General features: G+C 60.2%; 24 protein-coding genes (1 of these 24 running past the window's edge). 3 read left to right on the top strand and 21 right to left on the bottom strand.

The features are described 5' to 3' along the window. A protein-coding gene (locus tag ACEVBK_RS02705; RefSeq protein WP_375057077.1) for an NnrS family protein crosses the window boundary here: on the top strand, positions 1-224 show its 3' portion. Its footprint begins 976 nt before the window's first position; 224 of the gene's 1,200 nt are visible here — the last part of the coding sequence; the start codon falls outside the window, past its left edge; the stop codon is at positions 222-224. Positions 225-310: 86 nt separating this feature from the next. On the opposite strand, the gene clpB is transcribed toward ACEVBK_RS02705, so the two are convergent. The 3 genes from clpB to rluD all read right to left on the bottom strand — a co-directional run bounded on the left by clpB (position 311) and on the right by rluD (position 4,691). Beyond that, positions 311-2,884, bottom strand: coding sequence for an ATP-dependent chaperone ClpB (gene clpB, locus ACEVBK_RS02700; RefSeq protein ID WP_375057076.1), 2,574 nt, complete (start codon positions 2,882-2,884; stop codon positions 311-313). A gap of 110 nt (positions 2,885-2,994) precedes the next feature. After that, positions 2,995-3,720 carry a purine nucleoside phosphorylase YfiH gene (gene yfiH / locus ACEVBK_RS02695; protein ID WP_375057075.1) on the bottom strand — a complete coding sequence of 242 codons (726 nt, stop codon included), beginning with the start codon at positions 3,718-3,720 and terminating at the stop codon, positions 2,995-2,997. Then, positions 3,711-4,691: a 23S rRNA pseudouridine(1911/1915/1917) synthase RluD gene (gene rluD / locus ACEVBK_RS02690; RefSeq protein ID WP_375057074.1), complete on the bottom strand. Its 981-nt coding sequence runs from the start codon at positions 4,689-4,691 to the stop codon at positions 3,711-3,713. The genes yfiH and rluD overlap by 10 nt, the downstream gene beginning before the upstream one ends. Before the next feature lie 113 nt (positions 4,692-4,804). On the opposite strand from rluD, the gene ACEVBK_RS02685 reads away from it, so the two are divergent. Further along, positions 4,805-5,551: an outer membrane protein assembly factor BamD gene (locus tag ACEVBK_RS02685; RefSeq protein WP_375057073.1), complete on the top strand. Its 747-nt coding sequence runs from the start codon at positions 4,805-4,807 to the stop codon at positions 5,549-5,551. Between the two features lie 72 nt (positions 5,552-5,623). On the opposite strand, the gene gshA is transcribed toward ACEVBK_RS02685, so the two are convergent. The 3 genes from gshA to ACEVBK_RS02670 are packed head-to-tail and all read right to left on the bottom strand — an operon-like array spanning position 5,624 to position 11,045. Continuing rightward, positions 5,624-7,216, bottom strand: a complete 1,593-nt coding sequence (gene gshA / locus ACEVBK_RS02680; protein ID WP_375057072.1) for a glutamate--cysteine ligase — start codon at positions 7,214-7,216, stop codon at positions 5,624-5,626. Between the two features lie 60 nt (positions 7,217-7,276). Beyond that, on the bottom strand, positions 7,277-10,081 hold the full coding sequence (locus ACEVBK_RS02675) for a M16 family metallopeptidase (RefSeq protein WP_375057071.1): 2,805 nt from the start codon (positions 10,079-10,081) through the stop codon (positions 7,277-7,279). Positions 10,082-10,112: 31 nt separating this feature from the next. Beyond that, positions 10,113-11,045, bottom strand: coding sequence for an NADP-dependent oxidoreductase (locus ACEVBK_RS02670; RefSeq protein WP_375057070.1), 933 nt, complete (start codon positions 11,043-11,045; stop codon positions 10,113-10,115). A 166-nt stretch (positions 11,046-11,211) separates the two neighbouring features. On the opposite strand from ACEVBK_RS02670, the gene ACEVBK_RS02665 reads away from it, so the two are divergent. Beyond that, positions 11,212-11,379 carry a hypothetical protein gene (locus tag ACEVBK_RS02665; protein ID WP_375057069.1) on the top strand — a complete coding sequence of 56 codons (168 nt, stop codon included), beginning with the start codon at positions 11,212-11,214 and terminating at the stop codon, positions 11,377-11,379. A gap of 27 nt (positions 11,380-11,406) precedes the next feature. Here the strand turns inward: ACEVBK_RS02665 and ACEVBK_RS02660 are convergent, their stop codons facing one another. The 15 genes from ACEVBK_RS02660 to ACEVBK_RS02590 all read right to left on the bottom strand — a co-directional run bounded on the left by ACEVBK_RS02660 (position 11,407) and on the right by ACEVBK_RS02590 (position 25,381). After that, a complete protein-coding gene (locus tag ACEVBK_RS02660; RefSeq protein ID WP_375057068.1) occupies positions 11,407-12,144 on the bottom strand; it encodes a ferredoxin--NADP reductase in 738 nt (245 codons plus the stop codon). 97 nt (positions 12,145-12,241) lie between these two features. Then, positions 12,242-12,691, bottom strand: coding sequence for a 50S ribosomal protein L9 (rplI, locus tag ACEVBK_RS02655; RefSeq protein ID WP_375057067.1), 450 nt, complete (start codon positions 12,689-12,691; stop codon positions 12,242-12,244). A gap of 37 nt (positions 12,692-12,728) precedes the next feature. Continuing rightward, entirely contained in the window at positions 12,729-12,956 is a 228-nt protein-coding gene (rpsR, locus tag ACEVBK_RS02650; RefSeq protein WP_202083107.1) for a 30S ribosomal protein S18, read from the bottom strand. 27 nt (positions 12,957-12,983) lie between these two features. Further along, positions 12,984-13,352 carry a 30S ribosomal protein S6 gene (rpsF, locus tag ACEVBK_RS02645; protein ID WP_094040829.1) on the bottom strand — a complete coding sequence of 123 codons (369 nt, stop codon included), beginning with the start codon at positions 13,350-13,352 and terminating at the stop codon, positions 12,984-12,986. Positions 13,353-13,645: 293 nt separating this feature from the next. After that, positions 13,646-14,509, bottom strand: coding sequence for a DMT family transporter (locus ACEVBK_RS02640; RefSeq protein WP_375057066.1), 864 nt, complete (start codon positions 14,507-14,509; stop codon positions 13,646-13,648). Continuing rightward, the gene (locus tag ACEVBK_RS02635) at positions 14,497-14,955 is read right to left on the bottom strand and encodes a GNAT family N-acetyltransferase (protein WP_375057065.1); all 459 of its coding nucleotides are present in this window, start codon (positions 14,953-14,955) and stop codon (positions 14,497-14,499) included. The genes ACEVBK_RS02640 and ACEVBK_RS02635 overlap by 13 nt, the downstream gene beginning before the upstream one ends. Before the next feature lie 128 nt (positions 14,956-15,083). After that, positions 15,084-15,821, bottom strand: coding sequence for a 23S rRNA (guanosine(2251)-2'-O)-methyltransferase RlmB (rlmB, locus tag ACEVBK_RS02630; protein WP_375057064.1), 738 nt, complete (start codon positions 15,819-15,821; stop codon positions 15,084-15,086). Between the two features lie 84 nt (positions 15,822-15,905). Continuing rightward, positions 15,906-18,227 (bottom strand): ribonuclease R, encoded by a 2,322-nt coding sequence (gene rnr / locus ACEVBK_RS02625; RefSeq protein ID WP_375057063.1) that lies wholly within the window; start codon positions 18,225-18,227, stop codon positions 15,906-15,908. A 127-nt stretch (positions 18,228-18,354) separates the two neighbouring features. Then, positions 18,355-18,864: an S-ribosylhomocysteine lyase gene (gene luxS, locus ACEVBK_RS02620; protein ID WP_375057062.1), complete on the bottom strand. Its 510-nt coding sequence runs from the start codon at positions 18,862-18,864 to the stop codon at positions 18,355-18,357. Positions 18,865-19,000: 136 nt separating this feature from the next. Continuing rightward, positions 19,001-19,339 (bottom strand): nitrogen regulatory protein P-II, encoded by a 339-nt coding sequence (gene glnB, locus ACEVBK_RS02615; protein WP_071472446.1) that lies wholly within the window; start codon positions 19,337-19,339, stop codon positions 19,001-19,003. 10 nt (positions 19,340-19,349) lie between these two features. Then, on the bottom strand, positions 19,350-20,969 hold the full coding sequence (locus ACEVBK_RS02610; protein ID WP_375057061.1) for an NAD+ synthase: 1,620 nt from the start codon (positions 20,967-20,969) through the stop codon (positions 19,350-19,352). A 68-nt stretch (positions 20,970-21,037) separates the two neighbouring features. Continuing rightward, entirely contained in the window at positions 21,038-23,101 is a 2,064-nt protein-coding gene (locus ACEVBK_RS02605) for a prepilin-type N-terminal cleavage/methylation domain-containing protein (RefSeq protein WP_375057060.1), read from the bottom strand. 3 nt (positions 23,102-23,104) lie between these two features. Continuing rightward, complete coding sequence (locus ACEVBK_RS02600) at positions 23,105-24,265, bottom strand: hypothetical protein (RefSeq protein ID WP_375057059.1); 1,161 nt, start codon at positions 24,263-24,265, stop codon at positions 23,105-23,107. After that, on the bottom strand, positions 24,255-24,890 hold the full coding sequence (locus ACEVBK_RS02595; protein WP_375057058.1) for a prepilin-type N-terminal cleavage/methylation domain-containing protein: 636 nt from the start codon (positions 24,888-24,890) through the stop codon (positions 24,255-24,257). Before ACEVBK_RS02595 ends, ACEVBK_RS02600 begins: the two co-directional genes overlap by 11 nt. Next, positions 24,884-25,381 carry a GspH/FimT family pseudopilin gene (locus ACEVBK_RS02590; RefSeq protein ID WP_375057057.1) on the bottom strand — a complete coding sequence of 166 codons (498 nt, stop codon included), beginning with the start codon at positions 25,379-25,381 and terminating at the stop codon, positions 24,884-24,886. The genes ACEVBK_RS02595 and ACEVBK_RS02590 overlap by 7 nt, the downstream gene beginning before the upstream one ends. Positions 25,382-25,414: the final 33 nt, after the last annotated feature.

Genomic DNA, 25,414 nt, shown 5'->3' with positions numbered 1-25,414 from the left:
GCCATTCCGGCCGGGCGCTGGAGATAGGCAAGCCCATGGTGGTGGCCTTTGCCTTGATTATTCTTTCTGCCCTGTTGCGCAGCCTGCTTCCGATGTTGCTCCCGGGCTTGACCATGATCGCCTATCACGGCAGTGCCCTGGCCTGGACCCTGGCTTTCGGCGTCTTTAGTTGGCTGTACTGGCCGGTGCTGACCCAGCCGAGGGTCGATGGCCGGCCCGGCTGAACCGGTGGATAATGAAGAATGAGGCGGTGAGGCGTAAAGGGTAAGGAAAGAGGGGGAGGCATAGCCTCCCCCTCTAGTGAGTCCGGTTACTGGTTGAACACCAGACCATCACCGTTGGCATCCAGCTCCAGCGGCTTGCCGGGCACCACCCGCCCCGACAAGATGGCCTGGGCCAGCGGGTCTTCCACCTTGTGCTGTATCGCCCGCTTGAGCGGCCGGGCCCCGAACAAGGGATCGAAACCGGCATGGGCCAGTTTTTCCAGCAGCCGTTCGGTGATGGTCACATCAAAGCCCATGGCTTCTAGCCGATCCACCAGCCCCTGCATCTGGATACGGGCGATGGACCTGATGTGATCTTCCGCCAGCGGGTGGAATACCACTATTTCGTCGATCCTGTTGATAAACTCCGGGCGGAACTGGTGCCCCAGCACCTCCAGCAGCATGGCCTTCATCTGGTCGTAATCCTTGCTGGTACTGTGTTCCTGAATCAGATCCGAGCCGATGTTGGAGGTCATGATCACCACCGTATTGCGGAAGTCCACGGTGCGGCCCTGGCCATCGGTGAGGCGGCCATCATCCAGCACCTGCAGCAGAATGTTGAACACATCCGGATGCGCTTTTTCCACTTCGTCCAGCAGGATCACCGAGTAAGGTTTGCGCCGTACCGCCTCGGTCAGGTATCCGCCCTCTTCGTAGCCCACATAGCCGGGAGGCGCACCGACCAAGCGAGAAACCGAGTGTTTTTCCATGAATTCCGACATGTCGATACGCACCATGGCATCGCGGCTGTCGAACAGGAAATCGGCCAGTGCCTTGCACAGTTCGGTCTTGCCCACCCCGGTCGGGCCCATAAACAGGAAGGAGCCCACCGGCCGGTTGGGATCGGACAAACCGGCGCGGCTGCGGCGAATGGCATTAGCCACCGCATCCACCGCCTCGTTCTGGCCGATCACCTGGTCATGCAGGGCCTCTTCCATCCGCAGCAGTTTTTCCTTTTCTCCTTCCAGCATCTTGGCCACCGGAATACCGGTCCAGCGTGACAGTACGTCGGCAATCTCTTCATCGGTGACCCGGTTTTTCAGCAGATGCTGCTCCTGCATCTCGGCCTGGGCCGCCAGGTCCAGCTGTTTTTCCAATTCGGGAATGCGACCGTACTGCAACTCGGACATCCGTGTCAGATCCCCTGCCCGCCGGGCCACGTCCAGTTCCTGACGCACCTGTTCCAGTTCGGCCTTGATATGCTGAGTACCGGCCAGCGCGGCCTTTTCCGATTTCCAGATTTCCTCCAGGTCGGCGTATTCCCGCTCTTTTTCCGCCAGTTCGTCCCGGATCAACTGCAGCCGCTTACGGCTGCCTTCGTCGTCTTCCTTCAACAGCGCCTGCTCCTCCAGCTTGAGTTGGATGATGCGCCGGTCGAGCTTGTCCAGCGGCTCGGGCTTGGAGTCGATCTGCAGCCGGATACTGGAAGCCGCCTCGTCGATCAAGTCGATGGCCTTGTCTGGCAACTGGCGGTCGGCAATATAACGATGGGACAGGGTCGCCGCCGCGACGATGGCCGGATCGGTGATCTGTACATGGTGGTGCAGTTCATAGCGCTCTTTTAGCCCGCGCAGAATGGCGATGGTGTCCTCCACCGTCGGCTGGTTGACCAGCACCTTCTGGAACCTGCGCTCGAGCGCCGCGTCCTTTTCCACATACTGGCGGTATTCGTCCAGGGTGGTGGCCCCCACGCAGTGCAGTTCCCCCCGCGCCAGCGCGGGCTTGAGCATATTGCCCGCATCCATGGCTCCCTCGCTCTTGCCGGCGCCGACCATGGTGTGCAGTTCGTCGATAAAGAGGATGACCCGCCCTTCTTCCTTGGCCAGTTCGTTGAGCAACGCCTTGAGCCGCTCTTCAAACTCACCGCGATACTTGGCACCGGCCACCAGTGCCCCCATGTCGAGCGACAATACCCGCTTGTTCTTCAGCCCTTCCGGCACCTCGCCGTTGATGATGCGCTGGGCCAGCCCTTCGGCGATGGCGGTCTTGCCCACCCCCGGTTCGCCGATCAGTACCGGGTTGTTCTTGGTACGCCGTTGCAGCACCTGGATGGTGCGGCGGATTTCGTCATCCCGGCCGATCACCGGATCCAGCTTGCCCTGTTCGGCCCGTTCGGTGAGATCGATGGTGTATTTTTCCAGCGCCTGGCGGTTTTCCTCGGCGTTGGGGTCGTCCACTTTCTGGCCGCCACGGACCTGATCTATGCCCTTGGTCAGCCTGTCCTTGGTCAACCCCACTCGCTTGAGCAGCTCGCCGAGTTCACCCTTGTCGTCCAGCGCCGCCAGCAAAAACAGTTCCGAGGAGATATAGGTGTCCTTGCGCTGCTGGGCCAGCTTGTCGCACTGGTTGAGCAGACGGCCGAGTACCGGCGACACCTGCACATCCATGTCGCCGCCGCTCACCCTGGGCAACCGATCCAGAGACTTGTCCAGCTCTACCCGCAAGGTATTGCTGTCCACCCCGGCGGTGGTCAGCAGCGGACGCAGGGTGCCCCCTTCCTGATTGAGCATGGCCACCAACAGATGAGCCGGCTCTATGTAGGCGTGATCCCGCCCCAGCGCCATCGACTGGGCGTCTTGCAGGGCGAGTTGGAATTTACTGGTAAGACGATCAAGACGCATCAGTGCTCTCCTCGAAACACCCGCCGGATGGCAGGAACACAAGATCAATTACTGATACTAAAGATGGGGTTTTATGGCCGAATTTCAACCGGCCTGAGTATAAGTTTTTCCTAATCCAACCAGATCAGGGTGGCCATACGCCCGGTTTCCCTGTCACGCCGATAGGAGAAAAACCGCTCCGGCTCGGAGTAGGTGCAGTGCTCACCGCCGTAGATATGATGCACTCCGGCCGCCGCCAGCCGCAACCGGGCCAGGTGATAGATATCCGCCAGCCATTGTTCGCCGTGAGGCACGAAGGCATCCTCGGCCAGCGGGGAATGCCGCATAAAGGCTTCCCGCACCTCGCCGCCCACCTCGAAGGCCCTCGGGCCGATGGCCGGGCCCATCCAGGCCAGCACAGACTCCGGGTCTACCCGCATCTCATCCAGCGTCGCCTCCAGCACGCCGGCGGCCAGCCCGCGCCAACCGGCATGGGCTGCCCCCACTACTGTGCCGGTTTCATCGCAGAACAGCACCGGCAGGCAATCGGCGGTCATCACCGCACATACCTGCCCCGGGGTGCGGGTCACCACCGCATCGGCGGTGAGGCTATCGTTTTCCGCCGGCAGGGTCAGCACCCGGGTACCATGCACCTGTTCCAACCATACCGGATCGGTTGGCAGGTTCAGATAAGCCCCCAGCCGCTCCCGGTTGATCCGCACATAGTGCTCACCGTCACCGACATGAGCACCCAGGTTCAGGCTATTAAAAGGTGAATGGCTCACCCCGCCGGTACGGCAGCTTTGCACCGCACAAACTCTGGCCGGCGCCGGCCAGTCGGGCAGGATCATATCCATACCAGATCATCCGGATTAGCCTTGGTATCGGCCCGCAGCACCTCCACCAGCGCTATCATGTCATCGGGTACGGGGGCATGCCATTCCATCACTTCGCCGGTGATGGGATGCTCCAGGCGCAGCATCACCGCATGCAACGCCTGGCGCTTGAACCCCCGTAAAAACGCCAACAACTCGGGGCTGGCACTGCGTGGCGGCTTGAGCCGGCCTCCATAAACGGGATCCCCCACCAGCGGATGCTTAAGGTAGGCCATGTGAACCCGGATCTGATGGGTACGACCGGTTTCGAGCCGCAACCGCAGCCGGGTGTGGGCCCGGAATTTTTCCATCACCCGGTAGTGGGTCACCGCCGGTTTGCCACCGGGAGTGACCGCCATCTGGATACGCTGGGTCGGGTGACGACCGATATTGGCATCGACGGTGCCGCCGGCGGTCATATGGCCGATAGCCACCGCTTCGTATTCCCGGGTAATTTCCCGCGCCTGCAATGCAGCCACCAGATGAGTCTGTGCCGGTACCGTCTTGGCTACCACCATCAGCCCGGTCGTGTCCTTGTCGAGCCGATGCACTATGCCGGCACGGGGTACTTCGACAATGCTCGGACAGTGATACAGCAACGCGTTGAGCAAGGTACCGTCGGGCGTACCGGCGCCGGGATGCACCACCAGGCCGGCCGGTTTGTTGATGACCATGATGTCATCGTCTTCGTAGACGATGTTCAATTCCATGGCCTCTGGCTCGAACCGCACTTCGTCTTCCAGCTCGGCGTTGACCACCACCTGCTGGCCCGGCAGCACCTTTTCCCGCGGTTTGCTCACAACTTCACCATCCAGCCGTACCTGTTCCTGCTGGATCCAGGTTTTTATGCGTGAACGGGAATAATCGGGGAACATTTCCGCCAACGTCTGATCCAATCGTTGACCGTATTGATGAGCGGCGACCACGCCGTTCAGTTCGATTTGCTGGCTCATAGAGACCACTGGTTACCAAAAGATGTTTAATTGGGTATTCTAGCGGTTCTTGACGCTGAGCTTAATCAGTTTCCGCTTACTTAGTTTCCGACTTGCAAAAATGGACTCATTCAATGGCTAAACAACGAAGCGTATGGCTCACCCTGACTCTGACCCTGGCGCTGGCCACCGCCGGCTGCTCCAGCACCAAGAAAGATGCGGTGCCGGACGAGCCGCCCGAGGTGCTCTATCAGGAAGCCCAGGAACGCTTGCAGGCGGGCAACTTCATCCGTGCCGCCGAACTGCTGGAAGCCATGGATTCCCGTTATCCGTTTGGTGCCTATTCCAACCAGGTTCAGCTCGATCTCATCTACGCCTACTACAAACAGGACGATACCGCCCGGGCGCTGGCCAATATCGATCGCTTTATCCGCCTCAACCCCAATCACCCCAGCGTGGACTACGCCCAGTACATGCGCGGCCTGACCAATATGGCCACCGACTACAACTTTTTCCAGGAGCTGCTCAATATCGACCGGGCCGACCGGGATCCGGCCTATGCCCGTCAGGCTTTCGCCGACTTCCGCCAACTGCTGCGTCAGCATCCGGACAGCGCCTATGCCGCCGATGCCCGGGCAAGGATGATCAGCCTGAAAAACCGCCTGGCCAGGTACGACCTGGCCGTGGCCCAGTTCTATATGAAGCGCGGAGCCTGGCTGGCCGCCGCCAACAGGGCCAAGTTCGTGGTGCAGTCCTACCCGGACACCGACACCATGAAGCCGGCGCTGGAAATCATGGCTGAGTCCTATGACACCCTGGGCCTGACCGAAATGGCCAACAACGCCAAGGCGGTACTCAGGGCCAACTTCCCCAACAGCTGAGCCTTACCCGCTATTCCCAATGCAACAGGCCCCGCATATGCGGGGCCTGTTGCTTTCAGGGGCTCGAAAAACTCACAACTGCTGATTGCTGAAATAGGCGCTCAGGAAATCGTCGAAGCTCAGGGTATCGGATCGCTCTATCTTGCGCTGGCGGGCCAGGGAACGAACGCCCTCTTCATCGAAATAGGTATCATCCCAGAATCGGGGGCGGCTGTTGATCAGTTGATCATGGTAGCGACCGGACAGGGTCAGCCCGAAAGGCAGTATGTCCTGACCGCTCTGTTGCAGCTCGTCCAGCACCCTGGCCGACAGGGTCAGGGAAGGATCGCGAATCGCCGCCAGTTGCTGACGGTGCGATTCCCGGTAGCAGCCCCGACCGCAACAGGAATCCAGCAGTTGGGCAACGTCGGCCAGCTCGCCGAAATAGCGCTCGCCCAAGGCCGCCAATGTGGCGCTTTCGCCGCCGAACACTTCCAGTTCCAGGCCGGGCTTTCGTCCTTCCAGCACCACGCGGGTGAAATTGCGCCGGTTGAGGGCGATCTCTTCCTCCTCCAGGGGAGCGGAGGGTGTCAGCAGGCACCATAGCAGGAAGGTATCCAGGAAACGGATCTGGGACTGGTCGATACCCACCGGCGAGAACGGATTGACGTCGATGGAGCGGACTTCGATATACTCGACACCACGTGAGTCCAGCGCCTGGGACGGTTTTTCGCCGCTCTCGGTGGTGCGCTTGGGACGGATGGGCGCATACAGCTCGTTTTCAATCTGCAGCACATTGTCGTTGAGCTGGCGGTAGTCACCCTCCACCTTCACCCCAATCCTGGCGAACTCCGCCGCATGGGTGCCGATGGCCCGGCGCAGGGACGCCACATATTGATCCAGGCTGTTGAGGGAAATATTGAGCCCGGCCTGGGCGCTGTTGGTATAGCCCAGGTCCGACAACCGCAGCGAAGTGGCGTAAGGCAGGTAGAGGGTACCCTTGCCGAGACGCTCGAACGGCAGGTGGTGCTCCTTGCCCTTGAGGAAGGAGCCGCACAAGGCCGGCGAGGCCCCGAACAAATAGGGGATCAGCCAGCCGAAGCGATAGACGTTACGGATAAGTCCCAGATAGGCCTCGGACACGAAGTCCTGCAGGCAGCCGCCGTCGCCTTCCAGTTGATGCCATTCGCTCCAGAAACTGTCGGGCATGGAGAAATTGAAGTGCACCCCGGCGATCACCTGCATCCGGCTGCCGTAGCGGTGGTGCAACCCCTGGCGGTACAGCGTCTTCATCCGGCCGATGTTGGAGCTGCCATACTGGGCCAGAGGAATGTGCTCGTCCCCCTTCAGCAGGCAGGGCATGCTGAGCGGCCACAGTTGCTCGTTGTCCAGATGACGTACCGTGTAACGGTGGATATCGGTCAACTGTGCCAGCAGAATGTCCACCGAGTCCGAGACTGGGGTGATGAACTCCATCAGCGACTCGGAAAAGTCGGTGGTGATGTTGGCATGGGTCAGGGCCGACCCCAGGCTGGCCGGATGGGGCGACTGGGCCAGGTGACCGTCAGCCGTAATACGCAGGCACTCACGCTCGATACCACGGCGGATGCCCTTGATGGCGGGCAGTCGTTCGGAAGCCTGCAAAGCACGGACGCGAGCAGCCAGAGAAGGGATTATTTTCGTCATTGTTCGTCACTCTGTAACACGGAGTTCCCTCGGTAACTCCGCGGGAGGCACCCGGCCTCATCAGTCAATGGTCAAATCGTGCACCGGAAGATTGAGTTGTGCCAGCGATTTTTCAAGTTTTGCCTTGTCACCCACCACGACAATCACCATGTCCTCGAGGCTCAACCACTGGCTGGCCACCTTGGTCAATTCCCCGGCATCGATGCCGGCGACGATGGACTGCTGCTCGCTCAGGTAGTCCGGCGACAGCTCCATCATCGCCAGTTGCAGCAGAAAGCCGGCTTTTTTCCCCAGGGTTTCGTAAGACAGCGCATCCTGCTGGGAATAACTGCTGCGCAGATAGGACAGCTCTTCACTACTGGGGCCGTCGGCCTTGAACTGCCGGAATTCCGCCAAAATATTCTCGATGGCCGGCACCGTCACATCACCGCGGACATCGGTGGCCACCACAAACACGCCCGCATCCCGGTTGCCGGTAAAATAAGAGTGGGCACCATAGGTAAACCCCTTGTCTTCCCGCAGGTTCTGGTTGATACGGCTGTTGAAATTGCCACCCAGGTTGAAGTTCATCAGGTTGGCGTGGAAAAAGGGGCCGGAGGCATCCAGCGGCAAGGCCCGCCGGCCGATACGCAACGCCGACTGCACCGAGCCCGGCACATCCACCACATAAACCCCGGCCTCGGCCGGCTGGGGTACGGTCTGGACTTGCGGCAGATCGGGGATAGCGCCCTGCCAACGGGTCAGAAAGGCGAAAGTTTCCCGCGCCTGCTCCGGTTCAAGATCACCCGCTACGATGACATGACCATTGGCCGGATTGTAGAAACGTTCGTAGTAATCCCGTACCTGCTCAAGGGTCAGGGCGGCCACCGACTCCGGCAAGCCGTCGTCAGGAAAGCCCATTCGGGTCTCACCATACATCAACTTGCGAAAACCGTGCTGGGCCAACCAAGAAGGCTGGTGTCGACTCTGGGCCATGGACTCCAGCATCCGCGCCTTGACCTGTTCAAAATCCAACTCGCGCATACCCGGGCTGAACAGCAGTTCTTCCACCAACGCCAGGGTCTGAGGCAGCTTCTCGGTCAGGCTGGTTACCTCTATCAGGCTGGTATAAAAGCCGCTGCGCACCTTGATGCTCGCTCCCAGACGCTCCAGCGCCTCGCTGAAGTCACCGTTATTGAGCCGCGCCGTGCCCTGGTTCATCATGGCGGCGGTCAACGACGCCAGACCCAGTTCCCCCTCGCTTTCGGCGCGTTGGCCGCCGGGCAGCGCCAGGATCACCGACACCGCCGGGATTTCATCATTGACCGTGCCCAGCAGCCGGATGTTTTCTCCCAGGGTGTGGCGCCACAGCGGAGGCACCTGCACCTGCACCGGCTCCCCCGCTTCCGGCATATGGCTGCGATCGAAGTTATCCACTACCTCGCGCAGCGGCAGTTCGTCGATATGGGCCCGTTCGGGAAGCTGCCGTTCGGGAGTCTGGTAATCGGGCTCGGCGACCTGCCACTCGGTTTTGCCCTTGGGCACCACGCTCAGGGTGGCGCTGGGCCGGGACTGCAGATACTGGCCATAGACGGCGGCCACGTCCGCCGGTGTGGTCTCTGCCAACTGCCGCCAGGCATTGATGACATAGAGCGGATCGCCTTTCAGCACCTGCCCCAGAGACAGCTGGCGCGCCTTGCCCTCGGCACTGTCCAGCCCCAGGATCAGCTCAGAACGCAGTTGGGTCACCGCCTTGCTGACATCATCGGCATTGATGCCGCGTTCGGCAATGGCGGCGATGATACCGTCGATATCCCGTTTGAGCGGGGCCAGGGAGCCGTCGCGGGAAGGATTGCCGTAGGCCCAGATGCTGAGGGTACACGCCAGCTCGGCACAGTAGTGGCTGGCACCGGCGCTGACTGCCCGGCCGGTTTCCACCAGTTGCTGGTACAGCAAGGAGCTCTTTCCGCCTCCCAGCACATTGGCCAGCACATCCAGTGCGGCTTCATCTTCATGTCCCAGGTAAACGGTGGGATAGGCCATGTAGAGCATGGGCAGACGAATACGGGAATCTTCCAGGGTCTGGTGCCGGCTGTGTTCGAGCCGGGCCGGGCTGGGCAGATCCCGCTCAACCGCAGGCCCGGTGGGAATGGGGCCAAAATATTTCTCGACCCAGCCCAGGGTCTGTTCGGGGTCGAAATCACCGGAAATCACCAGGGTGGCATTGTTGGGTCCATACCAACGCAGGAAAAACGCCTTGAGGTCGTTCACATCGACCCGATCCAGATCTTCCACATAGCCGATGGGTTGCCAGCTGTAGGGATGCTCGCGTGGATACAGCAGTTCGCCCATGCGCTCGCCCACCAGGCCATAGGGCTGGTTGTCGATGCGCTGAGCCCGCTCATTTTTGACCGTGTCCCGCTGAATTTCGAACTTGCGCTGGCTCACCGCTTCCAGCAGGAAGCCCATGCGATCCGCTTCCAGCCAAAGCACCTTTTCCAGATGATTGGCCGGCACCGTCTGGAAGTAATTGGTCCTGTCCTGATTGGTCGTTCCATTCATGGAGCCACCGGCCTCGTTAATCAGGCGAAAGTGCTCCTGATCCCCCACATGCTTGGAGCCCTGGAACATCATGTGCTCAAAGAAGTGGGCAAAGCCGGTTTGATCCGCCTCTTCGCGGGCCGACCCGACATGGTAGGTCATTTCCACATGCACCAGGGGATCGGACTGGTCCGGGTTAAGAATGACGGTCAGACCATTATCCAACCGGTACATTCGGTAGGGGATGACCAGTTCATCCTGCCCCTTGTCGGCTTCCGCCACCAGCACGGGGGCGGCGGGCGCCAGCAAGGGACACAACAGCAACAACAGGGACCAATACTTCATGCTATTTCCTTCAGTGAACAAACAGGGGCACTCAGCCCCGCAGCAGCAATTTGCCGCGGGTATGACCACTCTCAATCTGGCGATGCGCCGCAGCTCCCTCCGCCAGGGCATAGCAATGGGTCACCACCACCTGCAGGGTGCCGTCGGCCACCGCCTGGATCAACTGCTCCAGTTGCGTATTGTCGATCCGCCGGAGCATACCGGTGGCCTGTAGCCCGAGCGCCCCGGCGGCGGCAATAATCTGCTCGGCGGTGATGGTCGGCACCGTCACCACCCGGCCGCCAGGTTTCACATGAGACAAAAGTGTGACCCCGGAAGTTCCGCCCACCAGATCGAAGAACAGATCCACCGGCACCAGGCCAGCCAGTTGCGTCTCATTGCGGTAATCGATCACCTCGTCCGCACCGAGTCCGCGCAGGAAGTCGTGGTTGCTGGGCGACGCCAGAGCCACCACGGTCGCCCCCAGGTGCTTGGCCAGCTGCACCGCCAGATGGCCCACCCCGCCGGCAGCGGCGGATATCAGCACCCGCTCACCGGCCTTAAGTGCACCGTGATCGGTCAGCCCCTGCCAGGCGGTGGCGCCGGCCAGTGACAGCCCGGCGGCCATCTCGTCCGACACCCCGGCCGGCACCGGCAGCAATTCGTCGGCCTCCACCACCAGCTCTTCGCCATAGCCGCCGCCGGCCACCAGACCGAATACGCGATCACCGGGTCGATAACGGCTCACCTCAGCCCCGGTTTCCAGCACCGAGCCCATCACTTCAAAACCGGGCGACCAGGGCAGTTTGTCCTTGATCGCCTGCGCTCCCCAACCCAGGCCGGCACGGGTCTTGGCATCGATGGGGTTAACCCCGGCATAGTGCATCTTGACCCGGATCTGGCCGGGTGCCAGGGCCGGGCGTGCGGCCTCGACCAGCTTCAGTTGATCCGCATCACCAAAAGCCTGGATGACCAATTGCTTCATGTTTCACTCCTTGTGCATTATCAGTGGCCGCTTGAGTAACCCTGCAACATAGCACGGCTTCAACTGGCCCTGAATGATAATTGGCTCGACTATGCTCTATTGATACAGTGCACAGCTGGATTAACGCCACCCCAAATCAGACGAGATTCACCAAAAGGCCTTTGCTATGACCCGATTGTTCTTACTACCCTTGATCCCGGCCCTGTTCTGGTATTTGTTCCTGCTGTATAACCGCATCCCCGTCAAGCAGGGAGCCAGGGTGTTCTACTGGATTATCGGCCTGGGCTGGGGACTCGCCGCCTTCCTGAGCCTGATGATGGTACTGACCCGTTGACACAAAGCCGAAAGCTGGAAGCTGCCGTCACCAGTAATTTTCCATCAGGATCTGGCCGGGCTTGCGCCGCAGGTGTTTCTCCAGTCCCCTGGCCTTGAGCTCATGGATGGTGTCACGCACCATTTGCGGATTGCCACACAGCATCACCCGGCTGTGTTCGGCACTGAATTCCAGCCCCACCCGGGCTTCCAGGCGGCCGTCGGCGATGGCCTGGGGAATACGCCCCGACTCGGCTCCGGCCATTGGCTCCCGGGAAACAAAGGGCACATAGTGAAAGTGGCGCTGTCCCTGGGTCAGTTCGGAAATCCGCCGGCGGTACCCCAATTCATCGGCAAAGCGAACCCCGTGCACCAGCACGATATGGTCGAACTGCCGCCAGCAACGGCCTTCGGCCAGAATGGAAATAAAGGGCCCCACCCCGGTACCGGTGGCAATCAGCCAGAGATCGCGCCCCGGCGGCACTTCCTCCAGAGTCAGGAAACCCGCGGCCTGGCGTTGCACCAGTACTTCGTCGCCCACGGCAAGTTCAGCCAGTTGCGGGGTCAGTTGGCCTTCGGGAATGGTCACCAGATAAAACTCGCTGTCTTGCCCCGGGGCATTGACGTAGGAATAGGCCCGGGCCACTTTTTTATCCCCGCTATGCAACGCCAGCTTGGTGAACTGGCCGGCCTTGAACGAGGCGACCGCGGCCTCCACCACCAGCGAAAACAGATTCTCCGACCATTGTTTACGGGCCTTGATCTTGCCCGTGATCCACTCTGCCATCGGCTTGCCTCCGTCGGGAATATCCCTCCACTTTAGCCTTATTGCAGGCAATAAAAAACCCGCGACCAGCGCGGGTTTTTTCAAGCAGCAGCCTGACTTAGGCGGCAACCACCTGGAGCTTGACGGTAGCTTTGACATCGGCGTGCAGTTGCACACCCACTTCGTACTCACCGACGTTACGCAGCACGCCGTCATACAGGCGGACTTCGCTCTTGGCCACGGCCACACCGGCAGCGGTGATGGCGTCGGCCACGTCACGGGCACCGATGGAACCGAACAGTTTGCCTTCGTCACCGGACTTGGACGCGATAACCACGTTTTCCAGGCCGGACAGTTGGTCGGCACGCGCCTGAGCGGCGGCCAGTTGCTCGGTCAGCTTGGCTTCCAGGTCGGCACGGCGGGCTTCAAATGCCGCTACGTTGTCCTTGGTGGCCAGCACGGCTTTGCCTTGGGGCAGCAGGTAGTTACGAGCGTAACCGGACTTAACGGTTACCTGGTCGCCCAGGCCACCCAGTTTGGCGATTTTATCAAGCAGAATAACTTGCATTACCTTTCCTCTTTAAGTGAACGAGTTAGGCCGCTGCTTACTTGTGCAGATCGGTGTAAGGCAGCAGGGCCAGGTAACGAGCGCGTTTGATCGCACGGGCCAGCTGGCGCTGATATTTAGCGCGGGTGCCGGTGATGCGGCTCGGTACGATTTTACCGGACTCGGTGACGTAGTTTTTCAGGGTTACGATGTCTTTGTAATCGATCTCGGTAACACCGTCAGCGGTGAAACGGCAGAACTTACGACGACGGAAATAACGTGCCATGATTTTCTTCCTCAGCTAAAACGTGAATTATTCAGCGGCTTCTACACGAGCGTCGTCACGACGGGGTTGACGCTCTTCCTTGGCCTTGGCCATTTCGGAGGGCTCGGTAACCGCCTGCTTGGTGCGCATGATCATGTTGCGCAGCACGGCATCGTTATAGCGGAAATTGGTTTCCAGCTCGTCGATCACAGCCTGGTCGGCTTCTACGTTCATCAGAACATAGTGGGCCTTGTGCAGTTTGTTGATCGGGTAAGCCAGCTGGCGACGGCCCCAGTCTTCCAGGCGGTGAACCTGGCCACCAGAAGTAGTGATGGCGCCAGTGTAGCGCTCGATCATGCCGGGAACCTGTTCACTCTGGTCAGGGTGAACCATAAATACGATTTCGTAATGACGCATGGATTGCTCCTTACGGGTTATAGCCTCTGCGCGGGCTCAGTCACACCAGCGGAGGCAAGGAACGTATGATGTAATGACTGATTTTAAGGCCGCGTAGTGTAAGGGATAACCAGAGGAAAAGAAAGCTTTAAGCGAATAAACAACGCTTGAAGCGGTAAGCCCGAAGCTGGAAGCCGCCCGAGCGACTTTAAGGTTGTTGCGAACGCCTGTAGCCGGCTATTTGCACGGTAGCGTTAAACAACCCAGCTCCGAGGAGATGTGTGTTTTTCCGGCTTCAGGCTTCCGGCTCTCGGTCAGCGCAATCGCCGCTGCAGAGCGATGGCAAAAACAACGATAATGGCCCCCAGATAGACGTTCCATGCCGGAAACTCGGCGAACAGCGCCATGCCCATCAGGGTAACGAAAATCAACCCCGAATACTCGCTGGCGACGATCTTGCTGGCCTCCGCCATGGCATAAGCCTGCACGCACACCCCCTGGTAGATGATGCCGATCAGGGTGGCCCCCACCAGCAGCCACCATACCTCCAGCGCTATCGGCTGCCAGTCGGGCAACGCCAGGGCAAAACTCACCGGGATGGCCAGCGCCTGGGTCAGGAACAGGGTGGCCAGCACCGAGCGTCCCTTGGGCAAGCGGCGCACCAACACATTGCTGGCCGCCATGGCGAAAGCGGTGAGCAGCGCCAGCCAGCCGGCCCAGTGCCACTGGGCCGGGTTGAGTACCACCAGGATGCCCATGAAACCAAGCAGGCTGATGCCATAGGCCGGCAACCGGACCTGTTCCTTGCTCAACAGGACGGCCAGCGGTAGTGTCATCAGCGGCGCCGCATAAAACACCGCGTTAGCGGTGGCCAAGGGGAGAAACATCAGGCTGACAAAGACACAGACCGATCCCATCAGCAGCAGGTGCCCGCGCAACAGGTGGATTTTCCACTGCCCCAGCCCCCGCCGCTCCGGAGGCAGGCGCAACCAGAACGGCAGCAGCAGCAGGGAAGTCATCACGAAGCGCAAAAATACATACTGATAAGGACTGACCGCCGTCTGCCCCAGCAACTTGACCAGCACATCGCCGAAAGAAATCATCAGGTTGCCGAGCACCAGCAACAATATCGCCAGCAACTGGGTATCGGCCGCCATCCGCCTTGTTATGCGATGCACGACCACTCCATCTGCTGATGGGGAATGCCGTCTTCCAGGTAGACATCACCGAGCGCGATAAAACCCAAAGAGGCATAGAAATCCCGCACATAGGTCTGGGCACCCAACCGCAGTGGGTAGCCGGGCCAGCGCTCGGCCACCGCCGCCATGGCACGCTGCATCAACTGGCGCGCCAGTCCCTGCCCCCGTGCCGATGCCGCTACCGCCACCCGGCCAATCCAGACATGCTCCGGGGTCTGTACCCCGGGGCCCAGCAACCGGGCGGTGGCCAGCAGTCGTTCGCCTTGCCAGGCATTCAGGTGCAGAGTAGCAGGGGCAAGATCCCGGCCGTCCAGATCCTGGTAGGCGCAGTCCTGCTCCACCACGAAGATGTCACTGCGCAGCGCCAGCATCCGATAAAGCTGGGTCGTGCTCAGTTCCTTAAAGGCAGCAAGTTGCCAATGCATCAGATATTCCCGAGTTCTGTCCTGACTCCCACGCTCTGCGTGGGAGTGAATACCACCTTGCCGGCAAGAATGGTGTTCCGCCGGGCAGAGGCCCGGCTGGATAATGGAACCAACAGTCGGCCCCTTCCTTATTGCGAACGCTGGCGCACCATTTCAAACAGGCAGACGCCGGTGGCCACCGACACGTTCAGGCTGGACACCGAGCCCGCCATGGGGATGCTTACCAGTTCGTCGCAATGTTCGCGGGTAAGGCGACGCATACCCTTGCCCTCGGCACCCATCACCAGGGCCAGGGCACCGGCCAGCTTGGCCTGGTACAGGCTGTGATCCGCCTCGCCGGCGGTACCGACCACCCAGATGCCCTTGTCCTGAAGATGACGCAGGGTACGGGACAGATTGGTCACCTGAAACAGCGGCACCACCTCGGCGGCACCGCAGGCCACCTTGCGCGCCACCGGGGTCAGCCCGACGGATTTGTCCTTCGGCACTATGACGCCATGCACCCCGGCGGCATCGGCGGTGCGCAGGCAGGCGCCCAGATTGTGCGGGTCGGTGACGCCGTCCAGCACCAGTAGCAGGGGATTGGGCTGGCTGTCGAGCAAGGCATCCAGATCCGCTTCGTTCAGGGTCGGGAGCCCTTTGATCCGGGCCACGATCCCCTGGTGCTGGTTGCCATCCGCCTTGCTATCCAGGGTTTGACGGCTGGCAAACTGCACCTTGACGCCCACCGCCTGCAACCGCGCCTGCAAGGCCTGCAAGCGGGCGTCTTCCCGCCCTTTCAGCAGCCAGACTTCCAATATATTTTCGGGATGGGATTCGAGGGTGGCATCCAGCGCATGGATACCGAAAATCAGTTCACTACTCATTGTTTTGTCTCGGGGATTGGGGAACCGGGACCGGGTACCGGGCCGGGTCAATACCCGGCCTCCAATCCCCGGCCCCTGACGGGATCAACGGCGCTTTTTGCTGCGGGAGCGGGACTTTTCGCCCTTTTCTCCCTTGTCGCCGCTCTTGGGCTTGGCGCGCTGGCGCGACTTCAGGTTTTTGGCCCCTTTACCGGTCTTGGCCCCGGCCGGCAATGCCTCTTCCACCGTTTCGAAGTCGATCTTGCGATCATCCAGGTTCACCGCCATCACCCGCACCTTGATCTTGTCGCCCAGGCGATAGCGGCGGCGGAAGGTTTCGCCGATCAGCATCTGCCGGGCCGGGTCGAACTGGTAGTAATCGTTCTGCAGGCTGGAGATATGTACCAGGCCGTCGATATGGATTTCATCCAGGCGTACGAAGAAGCCAAAACCGGTGACGTTGGCGATGGTGCCGCCAAACTCGTTGCCCACATGGTCGAGCATGTATTCACACTTCAGCCAGTCGGCCACGTCGCGGGTGGCGTCATCGGCCCGACGTTCGGTCAGCGAACAGTGTTCGCCCATGGGCGCCACTTCATCATACTGGTAGTTGATGCCGCCGGTCGGGGTTCCTTTCTGACTGGGGCTACCCTGCAACCTGGCCAGCTGATACTTGATGGCCCGGTGCAGCACCAGATCCGGATAGCGGCGGATGGGTGAAGTAAAGTGGGCATAGGATTTCAGCGCCAGGCCGAAGTGGCCCATGTTGTCTGCCTGGTACACCGCCTGCTTCATGGAGCGCAACAGCATGGTCTGGATCAGCTCCGCATCCGGCCGCTCCTTGATCTGCTCGGCCAGCAGGGCATAGTCCGCGGGCTGAGGCTCCAAGCCGCCTTTCAGCTCCAGCCCCAGCTCACCGAGGAAACTCCTGAAACCAACCAGTTTTTCCTCGCTCGGCTTGTCGTGTACCCGGAACAGGGCATGGGCCTCTTGCTTCTCGATAAAGCGGGCGGCGGCCACGTTGGCCTGGATCATGCACTCTTCGATGATCTTGTGGGCATCGTTGCGCACCAGGGGAACGATCCGCTCGATCTTGCGCTGGGGATTGAACACAAAGCGGGTTTCTTCGCTTTCGAATTCCACTGCGCCACGCTGGTGCCGTGCTTCCTTCATCACCTGATAGAGCCGGTTCAGCTCTTCCAGGTGGGGGACCAGGGACGCATAACGCTCACGCAGGCCCTCATCCCCCTCCAGGATGGCCGCCACCTTGGTATAGGTGAGGCGGGCATGGGAATTCATCACCGCTTCATAGAATTTGAAGCCGGACTGCTTGCCGGTGGCCGAGATGGTGATCTCCGCAACCATGCACAGCCGGTCTACCTGGGGGTTGAGTGAGCACAGGCCGTTGGACAGAACTTCCGGCAGCATGGGGATCACCTGCTCGGGGAAGTACACCGAGTTGCCGCGCTGATAGCCTTCGTTGTCCAAGGCCGTGCCCGGGCGAACGTAATAAGACACATCGGCAATGGCGACCCATAGCCGCCAACCACCGGAACGCTTGGGCTGGCAGAATACCGCATCATCGAAGTCACGGGCGTCTTCCCCGTCGATGGTGACCAGCGGCAGATCACGCAGATCCTTGCGGCCTTTCTTGGCCTCTTCCGGCACCTGCTCGGTCAGCTTGGCGATTTCTTTCTTCACCTCTTCCGGCCACACATGGGGAATGCCGTGGCTGCGTAGGGCAATTTCGATCTCCATACCCGGATCCATGGTTTCGCCCAGCACCTCGGTGACCTTGCCCACCCCGGTCATCCGCTTGGTGGGGCGTTGGGTAATGGAAATAACCACCACCTGGCCCATGCGCGCGCCCATGGTTTCCCCTTGCGGGATCAGAATATCCTGGGCGATACGGCTGTCGTCCGGCACCACATAGCTGACGCCGTTTTCCACAAAGTAGCGGCCGACCACATCCAGATCGCGCGACTTGAGCAGGCGCACCACCCGAGCCTCGCGGCGCCCCTTGGCGTCGAAACGCAATGGCTGTACCAGTACATAGTCGCCATGCATCAGGGCATCCATCTCCCGCTGGGCCAGGAACAGATCGTCACCGCCGTCATCGGGACGCAAAAAGCCGAAGCCTTCCCGGTGACCGATGACATAGCCTTTGACCAGATTGAGTTTGTCGGGCAGGGCGTAGCATTGGTTGCGGGTAAAGACCAGTTGGCCGTCCCGCTCCATGGCGCGCAGGCGCCGCCGCAAGGCTTCGGCTTGCTCTTCGCCGGCCAGGGTCAGCTCGGCAAAGAGTTCGTCCCGGGAAATCGGCGTTTGCCTGGCTTTAATGTGCTCCAGGATAAATTCCCGGCTGGGAATGGGGTTTTCATATTTTTCGGCTTCCCGCTGAAGGAAAGGATCGTAATTCTGTGACATAAAGTGGTCCATTTGAGCACTGGAATAAGAGAAGTATATCAGTAGAGAAAGAATAAAGAGTGACAAAGCGCCCGGTTAAGCCAGTGCTTGCTTGAACCGGACGCGAGTGCCAGAGGGGGCCGGAATATTAAAGGGTTTTCAGCATGTCTTCCGGCAAGGAGAGTGCCTGGTTACTGTTGATGCCGATACCACGCTCGATGATGTTGCGGGCAATGGCCTTGGCTTCATCCAGCGAGTGCATCACAAAGGTGCCGCATTGATATTCATTCAACTCGGGGATCTGAGACTGATCCTCCACCCTGAGTACGTCTTCCATCGCCGCCTTCCAGGCATCGGCCACCCGTTGTTCGTCCGGAGCCCCCACCAGACTCATATAAAAGCCGGTGCGGCAGCCCATCGGGGAAATATCGATGATCTCCACCCCGTTGCCGTTGAGGTGGTTACGCATGAAGCCGGCAAACAGGTGTTCCAGGGTATGGATGCCTTTTTCCGACAGAATTTCCTTGTTCGGCAGGCAGAAACGCAGATCAAACACGGTAATGGTGTCGTCGTGGGGGGTCGCCATGGTTTTGGCTACCCGCACCGCCGGGGCCTCCATACGGGTATGGTCGACGGTAAAACTGTCCAGCAGTGGCATTTTGTATTCCTCGACTGATGATTCTATAGGTCATTGTGGCAAAAAAGCCGGGCAGTTAAAACCGGGGACTGGAGATTCGGTATCCGTCACTACCAGTCTCTCTACCGACCAGTCCCCGGTCATCCATTCCGGCCTTTTACACCGCTTCTTCGTTCTGCTCGCCGGTACGGATGCGGATCACCTGGCCCACGTCGAACACGAAAATCTTGCCGTCGCCGATCTTGCCGGTGCGGGCGGTGTTCTCGATGGCTTCGATACAGGCTTCGACCAGGTCGTCCTGCACCACCAGTTCCAGCTTGACCTTGGGCAGAAAGTCCACCATGTATTCGGCGCCGCGATACAATTCGGTGTGCCCCTTCTGGCGACCAAAGCCCTTGACTTCGGACACGGTCATGCCGGTGATGCCGCGTTCGGCCAGGGCTTCGCGCACGTCATCCAGCTTGAAGGGTTTGATGATGGCTTCAATCTTCTTCATCGGTGGCTCCTTACCAATTTATTTTGCCAAACCCGGAGGTGATGGGGTAACGCCGGTCCTTACCGAAGTTACGCGGCGTGATCCGCGGCCCCACCGCGCTCTGGCGACGTTTGTATTCGTTGATATCAACAAGCTTGATCACCCGGCGGACATCGGCTTCGGCAAAGCCGGCCGCCAACAGTTGCGCCAGGGATTTGTCCTGTTCGACATAAGCTTCGAGGATGGCGTCCAGCACATCATACGGGGGCAGACTGTCCTGGTCGAGCTGATCCGGTGCCAGTTCGGCGGAAGGCGGCCGGTCGATCACCCGCTGGGGGATCACGTAGCCCAGGGTGTTGCGGTACCTGGACAACTCGAACACCAGGGTCTTGGGCACGTCCTTTATCGGCGCGAAGCCACCCACCATGTCGCCATAGAGGGTGCAGTAGCCCACCGCCACCTCGCTCTTGTTGCCGGTGGTCAGCACCAGGCGGCGACGCTTGTTGGAGATGGCCATCAACAGCACTCCCCGGGAGCGGGCCTGCAGATTCTCTTCGGTGGTGTCGCGCTCGGTGCCTTCGAACAGGGGGGCCAGTTGGCCCATAAAAGCATCGAACATGGGCTCGATGGAGACGATATCGAACTCCACTCCCAAGTGACGGGCCTCTTCCTCCGCGTCCTCCACGCTCATGGAAGCGGTGTAACGGAACGGCATCATCACCGCCTGCACCTTGTCTTTGCCCAGGGCATCTACGGCGATGGCCAGGGTCAGGGCCGAGTCGATACCGCCGGACAACCCCAGCACGGCGCCGTTGAAACCGTTCTTGTTGACGTAGTCGCGGGTGGCCAGCACCAGCGCCTGGTACACCTCGGCCAGGGGTTCCAGCGCGGGCCGGATTTCGGCGGCCACCGGCGCCTTGTCGGCCAGTCGCACCAGGGCCAGCTGCTCCCCGAAGGCCGGCAGGTTCTGGGTCAGCTCGCCCGCGGCGTTGAACACCTTGGAACGACCGTCGAACACCAGTTCGTCCTGGCCCCCCACCAGGTTGAGGTACAGCAGCGGCAACTTGTTGTCGCGGCTGCGTTGGGCCAGCAGGCTCTCGCGGATCCAGGCCTTGCCCCTGTGATAGGGGGAGGCGTTCAGGCTCAATACCAGCTCGGCGCCGGCAGCCTTGGCATTGGCCATGGGCGCAGGCTCCCACACGTCTTCACAGATCAGCAGGCCGAGTTGATGCCCCTTGAACTCGATCACGCAAGACTGCTCGCCGGCGCTGAAATAACGCTTTTCGTCGAAGACGCCGTAGTTGGGCAACAGCTGCTTGAAGTATCGGCCCAACAACTGGCCCTGGTAAAAAAAGGAAGCGGCGTTGTACAGCCTGCCGCCTTCCCGCCAGGGATGCCCCACCACCAGGGCGGTGTGCTGGCTGGCCGCCGCCAGCCGGCTCAGGGCGGCGTCTAGCCGCTGGTAGAGATCGTCGCGAAACAGCAGATCTTCCGGTGGATAGCCGGTAATGGCCAGTTCGGGAAAGAGCACCAGTTCGGCGCCCTGCTCCGCCGCCCGCTTGGCGGCGGCCAGCATGGCATCGGTATTGGCTTCGATGGCGCCCACGGTCAGGTTGAGCTGCGCCAGGGCCAGGGTAAGGTGTTGGGACATGATTCTGTCTGTGATTAAGCCGCTAATAGTTGCATAGTAAAGAAAGAAGAGGGGCTTGTCAGGCCCCATCATGACTGAGGTTGACAACTGGCGGGCATGGCGACTGCGTCCGGCTTGTTGACCACCACCAGCAGGCAGCCACCGGATATACTGGAGGGATCGCCTTCCGGCACAGTGACATGCCAGGGGTTGCTTGTGGCCGGAGCGGGTGGAATCACGACATAACCGGCGGGAACACTGGCGGTAATATTAGCCGTCGCGCCGGGTGCCGTATAACAAACATAGTTGATCGTCTGATTACTACCTTGGCCCACCGTGGTTTTTGCACACCCTTGGTTATTAAGCAAAACCGATATGTTGGCAAACTGACTGCCGCTGCATTTCTCCTCCTGAACAACTTGGCCCGTAACCCTATAGGCCAGGCATTTCACTTGGCCGGAAACGCTGGACAGTCCCCCGGTACTCAGAACCTCGACCTCCAGGCTAGAACTCAATATATCGCTTTCTTCAAATGCCGACAGCGGCCTGAAGGCGGTAATACCGCTGTTGCTGCGCCTGATGGTCGCCGTGATGGTCACGGGCCCGCCCAGCTGTTTGCCGTCCAGCAGCCCCCGGCTGTAAACACCGTAATTGTTTTGGCTGGAGTCCACGGCGGTTTGTACCGGCTCGCTGGTAACGGAGGCCACGGTGCTATCGGTTGACCGCCAGTCGGCCAGCAACGTCAGGTCGACTTCATAGAAAGGCGCATATCGCAGCAAATTTTCCGGCGATGCGTCCGCATTGCCCTCCATCACGCCGTTCAGCAGGATATCGCGATAGTCGGGCGAGACCATATCCACATAGATGCCCCTGGCCATCAACTGCCTAGGCCCGGGAATGATGCCTATATCCGTCGTGCCTGGGGACACATTTCCAGTCAATAGATAGGAAGAGAACGCGGGGGGGGCATAATAGCTGGCCGTATTGAGGCGGCTCCCATCCTTTAGCTGGCTGCGGATATATTCTTGCACCACCATTTTCACATAATCCCGATAGGCGGCCTGCACTTCCGGCTCCAACAGCAGGTTGGCGTCGAAGGTATTGAGGGCAACCAGATTCCAGTCGTTGGCCATTTCATAGAAACCGTTGATACGTACCAGCCGGCAGGCTTCCCAGTAAGGGTCACCTACCGCGGTTACCGGGATCCAATTGCCCGGGACGCCGCTGGAATGGCCATGAGGACCATGGCCGGCCTGCCATTTCATGAGATCGTACCAGTTGCCGAATTCATGGGCGCTGCCGTCGAAGTGATGGGCACAGCAGCGTCCGCAGAGGGGATCCTGGTGATTGGCCGGTGTCCCTCGTATCTTGCTGGCCGAGCCCCCCTGGAGCCAGTAGGCAATCCCCCCGGAAACGGAGCGCTGCGCGGGCAAACTGGCATTGTCGCTGCTTGTGATGGTACAAGCACAGGACACCGAGACCAGCTCCTGTTCCTGCTGAGTGATATTGGCACCATCATAGACCAAGGTACTGAAGCTGACCCTGGTGCTTTCACTACTGCCTGGTCTGGCCATCTTGGGCAGGGGCTGGCTGGTTTCCTGCTTGAGGCCACCGCCCAGATCCACGGGAATCACGGCTGGAAAGGTACCGGGAGCATGGCGTACATCGGGTCCCCCCATCCCCAGGCCCATCTTGTCACTTCCCGTACCGAAGGGGCCGCTGCCGATAGACAGATGGGGTGATAGCACCGATTCGAGCCGCAAGCTCCCGCCGCCATCGGGCTGGCTCCAGCCTACGGTGATGTCGATCGCCTTCTTCCCGGAGGCCACCCCCGAAGGGAGCGGTGTCACCCAGGCGCCGCCGTCCCAGACATAGTCGATCACTCCCCATTCGATGGCATAGTCGGTATCGTCCACCCGGACCGATTCGGGAGCGCTGCTGCTGGCTATGGCCTGGTAATCGGCGATACGGCCAAACCCCCTCAGTTCATCGAGTTTCGACTCGGCCAGGCGCAGGGCCACTTCTCGGTAACGACCGTCCCGGCTGTATTCCAGGTATACCTTGTGCAGTTGCAGCAAAGAGCCGGCCGTGACCGCCACCAGAATAAAGGCAATCACCACCTCGACCAAACCGAACCCCGCCTGCTTTTTCATTGCCTACTCCCAGTCCTTCCAACTGCCGGGCACATAGCTGAAGGAGACAAAGGGAGCTTCCCCGCTCGGTCTTCCCTGGCAGTAATTGATATTGCAAAGCACCTCCGGGTCGTAGACGGCGGCATAATGACCATTGGGGAGATCGATACTGTTATGATTGGCCAGCATCATGCCGAAGAATTTGGCGCCACCATTGATGGTTATTTTATATTCGTCTGCTCCCGAGGGATCGGTATCATAGGCAAATACCAGGCCATAAACCTGGCTGTTGGCGTTGATGGTCAGGTTGCTGTCCTTGGTAATCAGCACCACGGGCGCTTCTCGGGTTCCAATAGAGCCGATGGTGCAGTTTTGGACGCTTTCCACGATAAAAACGCCGGCACCGCCGGTGATCCTGGGATCGCTGCAGCTGTTGACGATCGCCGTGGCCTGCGATTCGATCCTGGCCCAACCTTCGGCGCTATCCGGCTCCCCGAAAACATACTCCACCAGGTCATCGGGAAAATCGGGGGCGTTGGCGACGATATCCGGTCCGATAATGGTTTCGCTGCCCGATTTGTAGCTGTAGGCATTATCCTTGTTGCAGCCACCGTTGTGATATTCGTCCAGGCCGCAGGTCGTGGCACTGCCGCCGATATCGACGCCCCCGGCCGACCAGATCGACACGGGGATACCGGGTCCGCCGCCGTTGGGGTTGGCCACTATGGTAATGGTGCCGTTGGCAGGAAGGGTTCCGGCCACCATCAAGGGACCGGCCGGCCCTGAGTTATTCGGGTTCAGGATACCCCTCTCCGCCACCTGAACGGTGACAACAGCCTCGGCACCGCTGTCCAGGGTCGCCCGGGAGAGGATATCGCTGACCCCGGGCACCCCGTTGGGCATGATGGTCACCTGGTAGCTGCCACTGGCAGAGGCGGTGGCGATACTGCCGGAGATGGCCGTGGCGGCGGGCTCGACCTTGAGCTCCGCCATGGCCTCGGCGATACCTTTTTCGGCCGCCGCCATGACCACCCGGTATTCGATTTCGTTCAGGGTCAGGCGCTTGTCGGCGATCAACACCTTGCCGATAAAGGCCGATACCGCCGCCAGTGTCGACAGCAGTATCAGGGTGACCGCCAGGGTGATGAATCCACAGCGCCTGGCGTGGTTTATATCAGTAGCCATCGTTTCTTATCCTTACCCGCCGCTCCAGGCTGAGGGACAGGTCCGGATTTCTGGCATGAGTGGCGGAAATACTTATATTCACTGCCCTGACTCCGGTAGGGTTACTGCCGGGAACCAGTTTGAAATTCAGGCTGTCGATCACGACTTCGGTGCTCGATATCAATTGGTTACCACCGGAGCCACAATCGGTACTGGTCAATGCCGAGGAAACCGAGCTGTCCTTTACCCTCAACTGCCTGCTGGAGGTGATATGACTGTAAATCCTGCCGATACTCGTACCCCCTTCCGTATCCCGGTATTTGACCCGAATACAACTGGCCATCGTCGAAGGCGCCGGCCAAAGATCCTTTTCCGTCGAGAAAGTGTAGGCCGAGGCACTGGGAGGGCTGCTGCCGACCAGAGCGACCGCGTCTGGGTCGTACCCCGCCCGCTGGATATCCCGGGCGATAATATCGGTCACCGCCTGCACATCCTGGTTCAGGCGGGACAGCATCAGGGTGGTATTGCCGGAGACGATCACGGCGGTGAACAGGGAAATGGCGCTGGCCACCACCACCAGGCCCGCCACCAGCGACACCAGCATTTCCACCAGGCTCATACCGCTTTGGCGCCGCGGGTTCAGCATGGCGGCACCCCCAGCAGGCTGTCGTCGGAGCAGGTGCGGATAATGCCGTTATTCCAGGTTTTTACCACCATCGCCACTTGCTTGCCGGCATCGGACAGAGTGATATTGCCGGCGATAAGGGTATTACGCCGGGGCTGAAAGGTAATCCGGCGGCCACTATAGCTATCGGTAATATTGAGGGTAACAGCAGGAAAATTCTGCCCGTCGACATTTTCCAGCACCGTGCCGGAGCAATCGGCGGAATCGTGCAGCTTATAGCTCCAGTCGACGCTACCCGAACCGCTGAAGCATACCGTCACCGGCCGATTGCGTTTGACCGCTTCGCTCCGCGCCAGTTGCAGATCCGCGTAGACGGCCATGCCGGCGCTGCGCACCAGATACTGCTGGCGCAACGTCTGGAAGCCGGGCACGGCAACCACCAGCAGTACCGCCAAAACGGCAATACCGACCAAGAGCTCGACCAGCGTGAGACCTGTGTGACCCCGTGTCATCTTATTCTCCCTGGTGGCACCGAAGCGCCCCTG

The organism is Zobellella sp. DQSA1 (assembly GCF_041950555.1).
GTDB lineage: Bacteria > Pseudomonadota > Gammaproteobacteria > Enterobacterales > Aeromonadaceae > Oceanimonas.
The sequence above is the reverse complement of the archived record's forward strand: the minus strand, read 5'-3'. Positions and strand labels throughout refer to the sequence as shown.

What these genes read in the sequence shown, in the direction of transcription:
- rlmB (WP_375057064.1), bottom strand. Translation starts at nt 15,821, where the DNA reads ATGAGTAGTGAACTGATTTTCGGTATCCATGCGCTGGATGCCACCCTC.
- ACEVBK_RS02660 (WP_375057068.1), bottom strand. Translation starts at nt 12,144, where the DNA reads ATGGCAGAGTGGATCACGGGCAAGATCAAGGCCCGTAAACAATGGTCG.
- clpB (WP_375057076.1), bottom strand. Translation starts at nt 2,884, where the DNA reads ATGCGTCTTGATCGTCTTACCAGTAAATTCCAACTCGCCCTGCAAGAC.
- ACEVBK_RS02665 (WP_375057069.1), top strand. Translation starts at nt 11,212, where the DNA reads ATGACCCGATTGTTCTTACTACCCTTGATCCCGGCCCTGTTCTGGTAT.
- ACEVBK_RS02685 (WP_375057073.1), top strand. Translation starts at nt 4,805, where the DNA reads ATGGCTAAACAACGAAGCGTATGGCTCACCCTGACTCTGACCCTGGCG.
- rpsF (WP_094040829.1), bottom strand. Translation starts at nt 13,352, where the DNA reads ATGCGTCATTACGAAATCGTATTTATGGTTCACCCTGACCAGAGTGAA.
- yfiH (WP_375057075.1), bottom strand. Translation starts at nt 3,720, where the DNA reads ATGGATATGATCCTGCCCGACTGGCCGGCGCCGGCCAGAGTTTGTGCG.
- glnB (WP_071472446.1), bottom strand. Translation starts at nt 19,339, where the DNA reads ATGAAGAAGATTGAAGCCATCATCAAACCCTTCAAGCTGGATGACGTG.
- ACEVBK_RS02600 (WP_375057059.1), bottom strand. Translation starts at nt 24,265, where the DNA reads ATGGCTACTGATATAAACCACGCCAGGCGCTGTGGATTCATCACCCTG.
- ACEVBK_RS02610 (WP_375057061.1), bottom strand. Translation starts at nt 20,969, where the DNA reads ATGTCCCAACACCTTACCCTGGCCCTGGCGCAGCTCAACCTGACCGTG.
- ACEVBK_RS02605 (WP_375057060.1), bottom strand. Translation starts at nt 23,101, where the DNA reads ATGAAAAAGCAGGCGGGGTTCGGTTTGGTCGAGGTGGTGATTGCCTTT.
- rpsR (WP_202083107.1), bottom strand. Translation starts at nt 12,956, where the DNA reads ATGGCACGTTATTTCCGTCGTCGTAAGTTCTGCCGTTTCACCGCTGAC.
- rnr (WP_375057063.1), bottom strand. Translation starts at nt 18,227, where the DNA reads ATGTCACAGAATTACGATCCTTTCCTTCAGCGGGAAGCCGAAAAATAT.
- ACEVBK_RS02675 (WP_375057071.1), bottom strand. Translation starts at nt 10,081, where the DNA reads ATGAAGTATTGGTCCCTGTTGTTGCTGTTGTGTCCCTTGCTGGCGCCC.
- rluD (WP_375057074.1), bottom strand. Translation starts at nt 4,691, where the DNA reads ATGAGCCAGCAAATCGAACTGAACGGCGTGGTCGCCGCTCATCAATAC.
- ACEVBK_RS02590 (WP_375057057.1), bottom strand. Translation starts at nt 25,381, where the DNA reads ATGACACGGGGTCACACAGGTCTCACGCTGGTCGAGCTCTTGGTCGGT.
- luxS (WP_375057062.1), bottom strand. Translation starts at nt 18,864, where the DNA reads ATGCCACTGCTGGACAGTTTTACCGTCGACCATACCCGTATGGAGGCC.
- rplI (WP_375057067.1), bottom strand. Translation starts at nt 12,691, where the DNA reads ATGCAAGTTATTCTGCTTGATAAAATCGCCAAACTGGGTGGCCTGGGC.
- ACEVBK_RS02670 (WP_375057070.1), bottom strand. Translation starts at nt 11,045, where the DNA reads ATGAAGCAATTGGTCATCCAGGCTTTTGGTGATGCGGATCAACTGAAG.
- ACEVBK_RS02595 (WP_375057058.1), bottom strand. Translation starts at nt 24,890, where the DNA reads ATGCTGAACCCGCGGCGCCAAAGCGGTATGAGCCTGGTGGAAATGCTG.
- ACEVBK_RS02635 (WP_375057065.1), bottom strand. Translation starts at nt 14,955, where the DNA reads ATGCATTGGCAACTTGCTGCCTTTAAGGAACTGAGCACGACCCAGCTT.
- gshA (WP_375057072.1), bottom strand. Translation starts at nt 7,216, where the DNA reads ATGACGAAAATAATCCCTTCTCTGGCTGCTCGCGTCCGTGCTTTGCAG.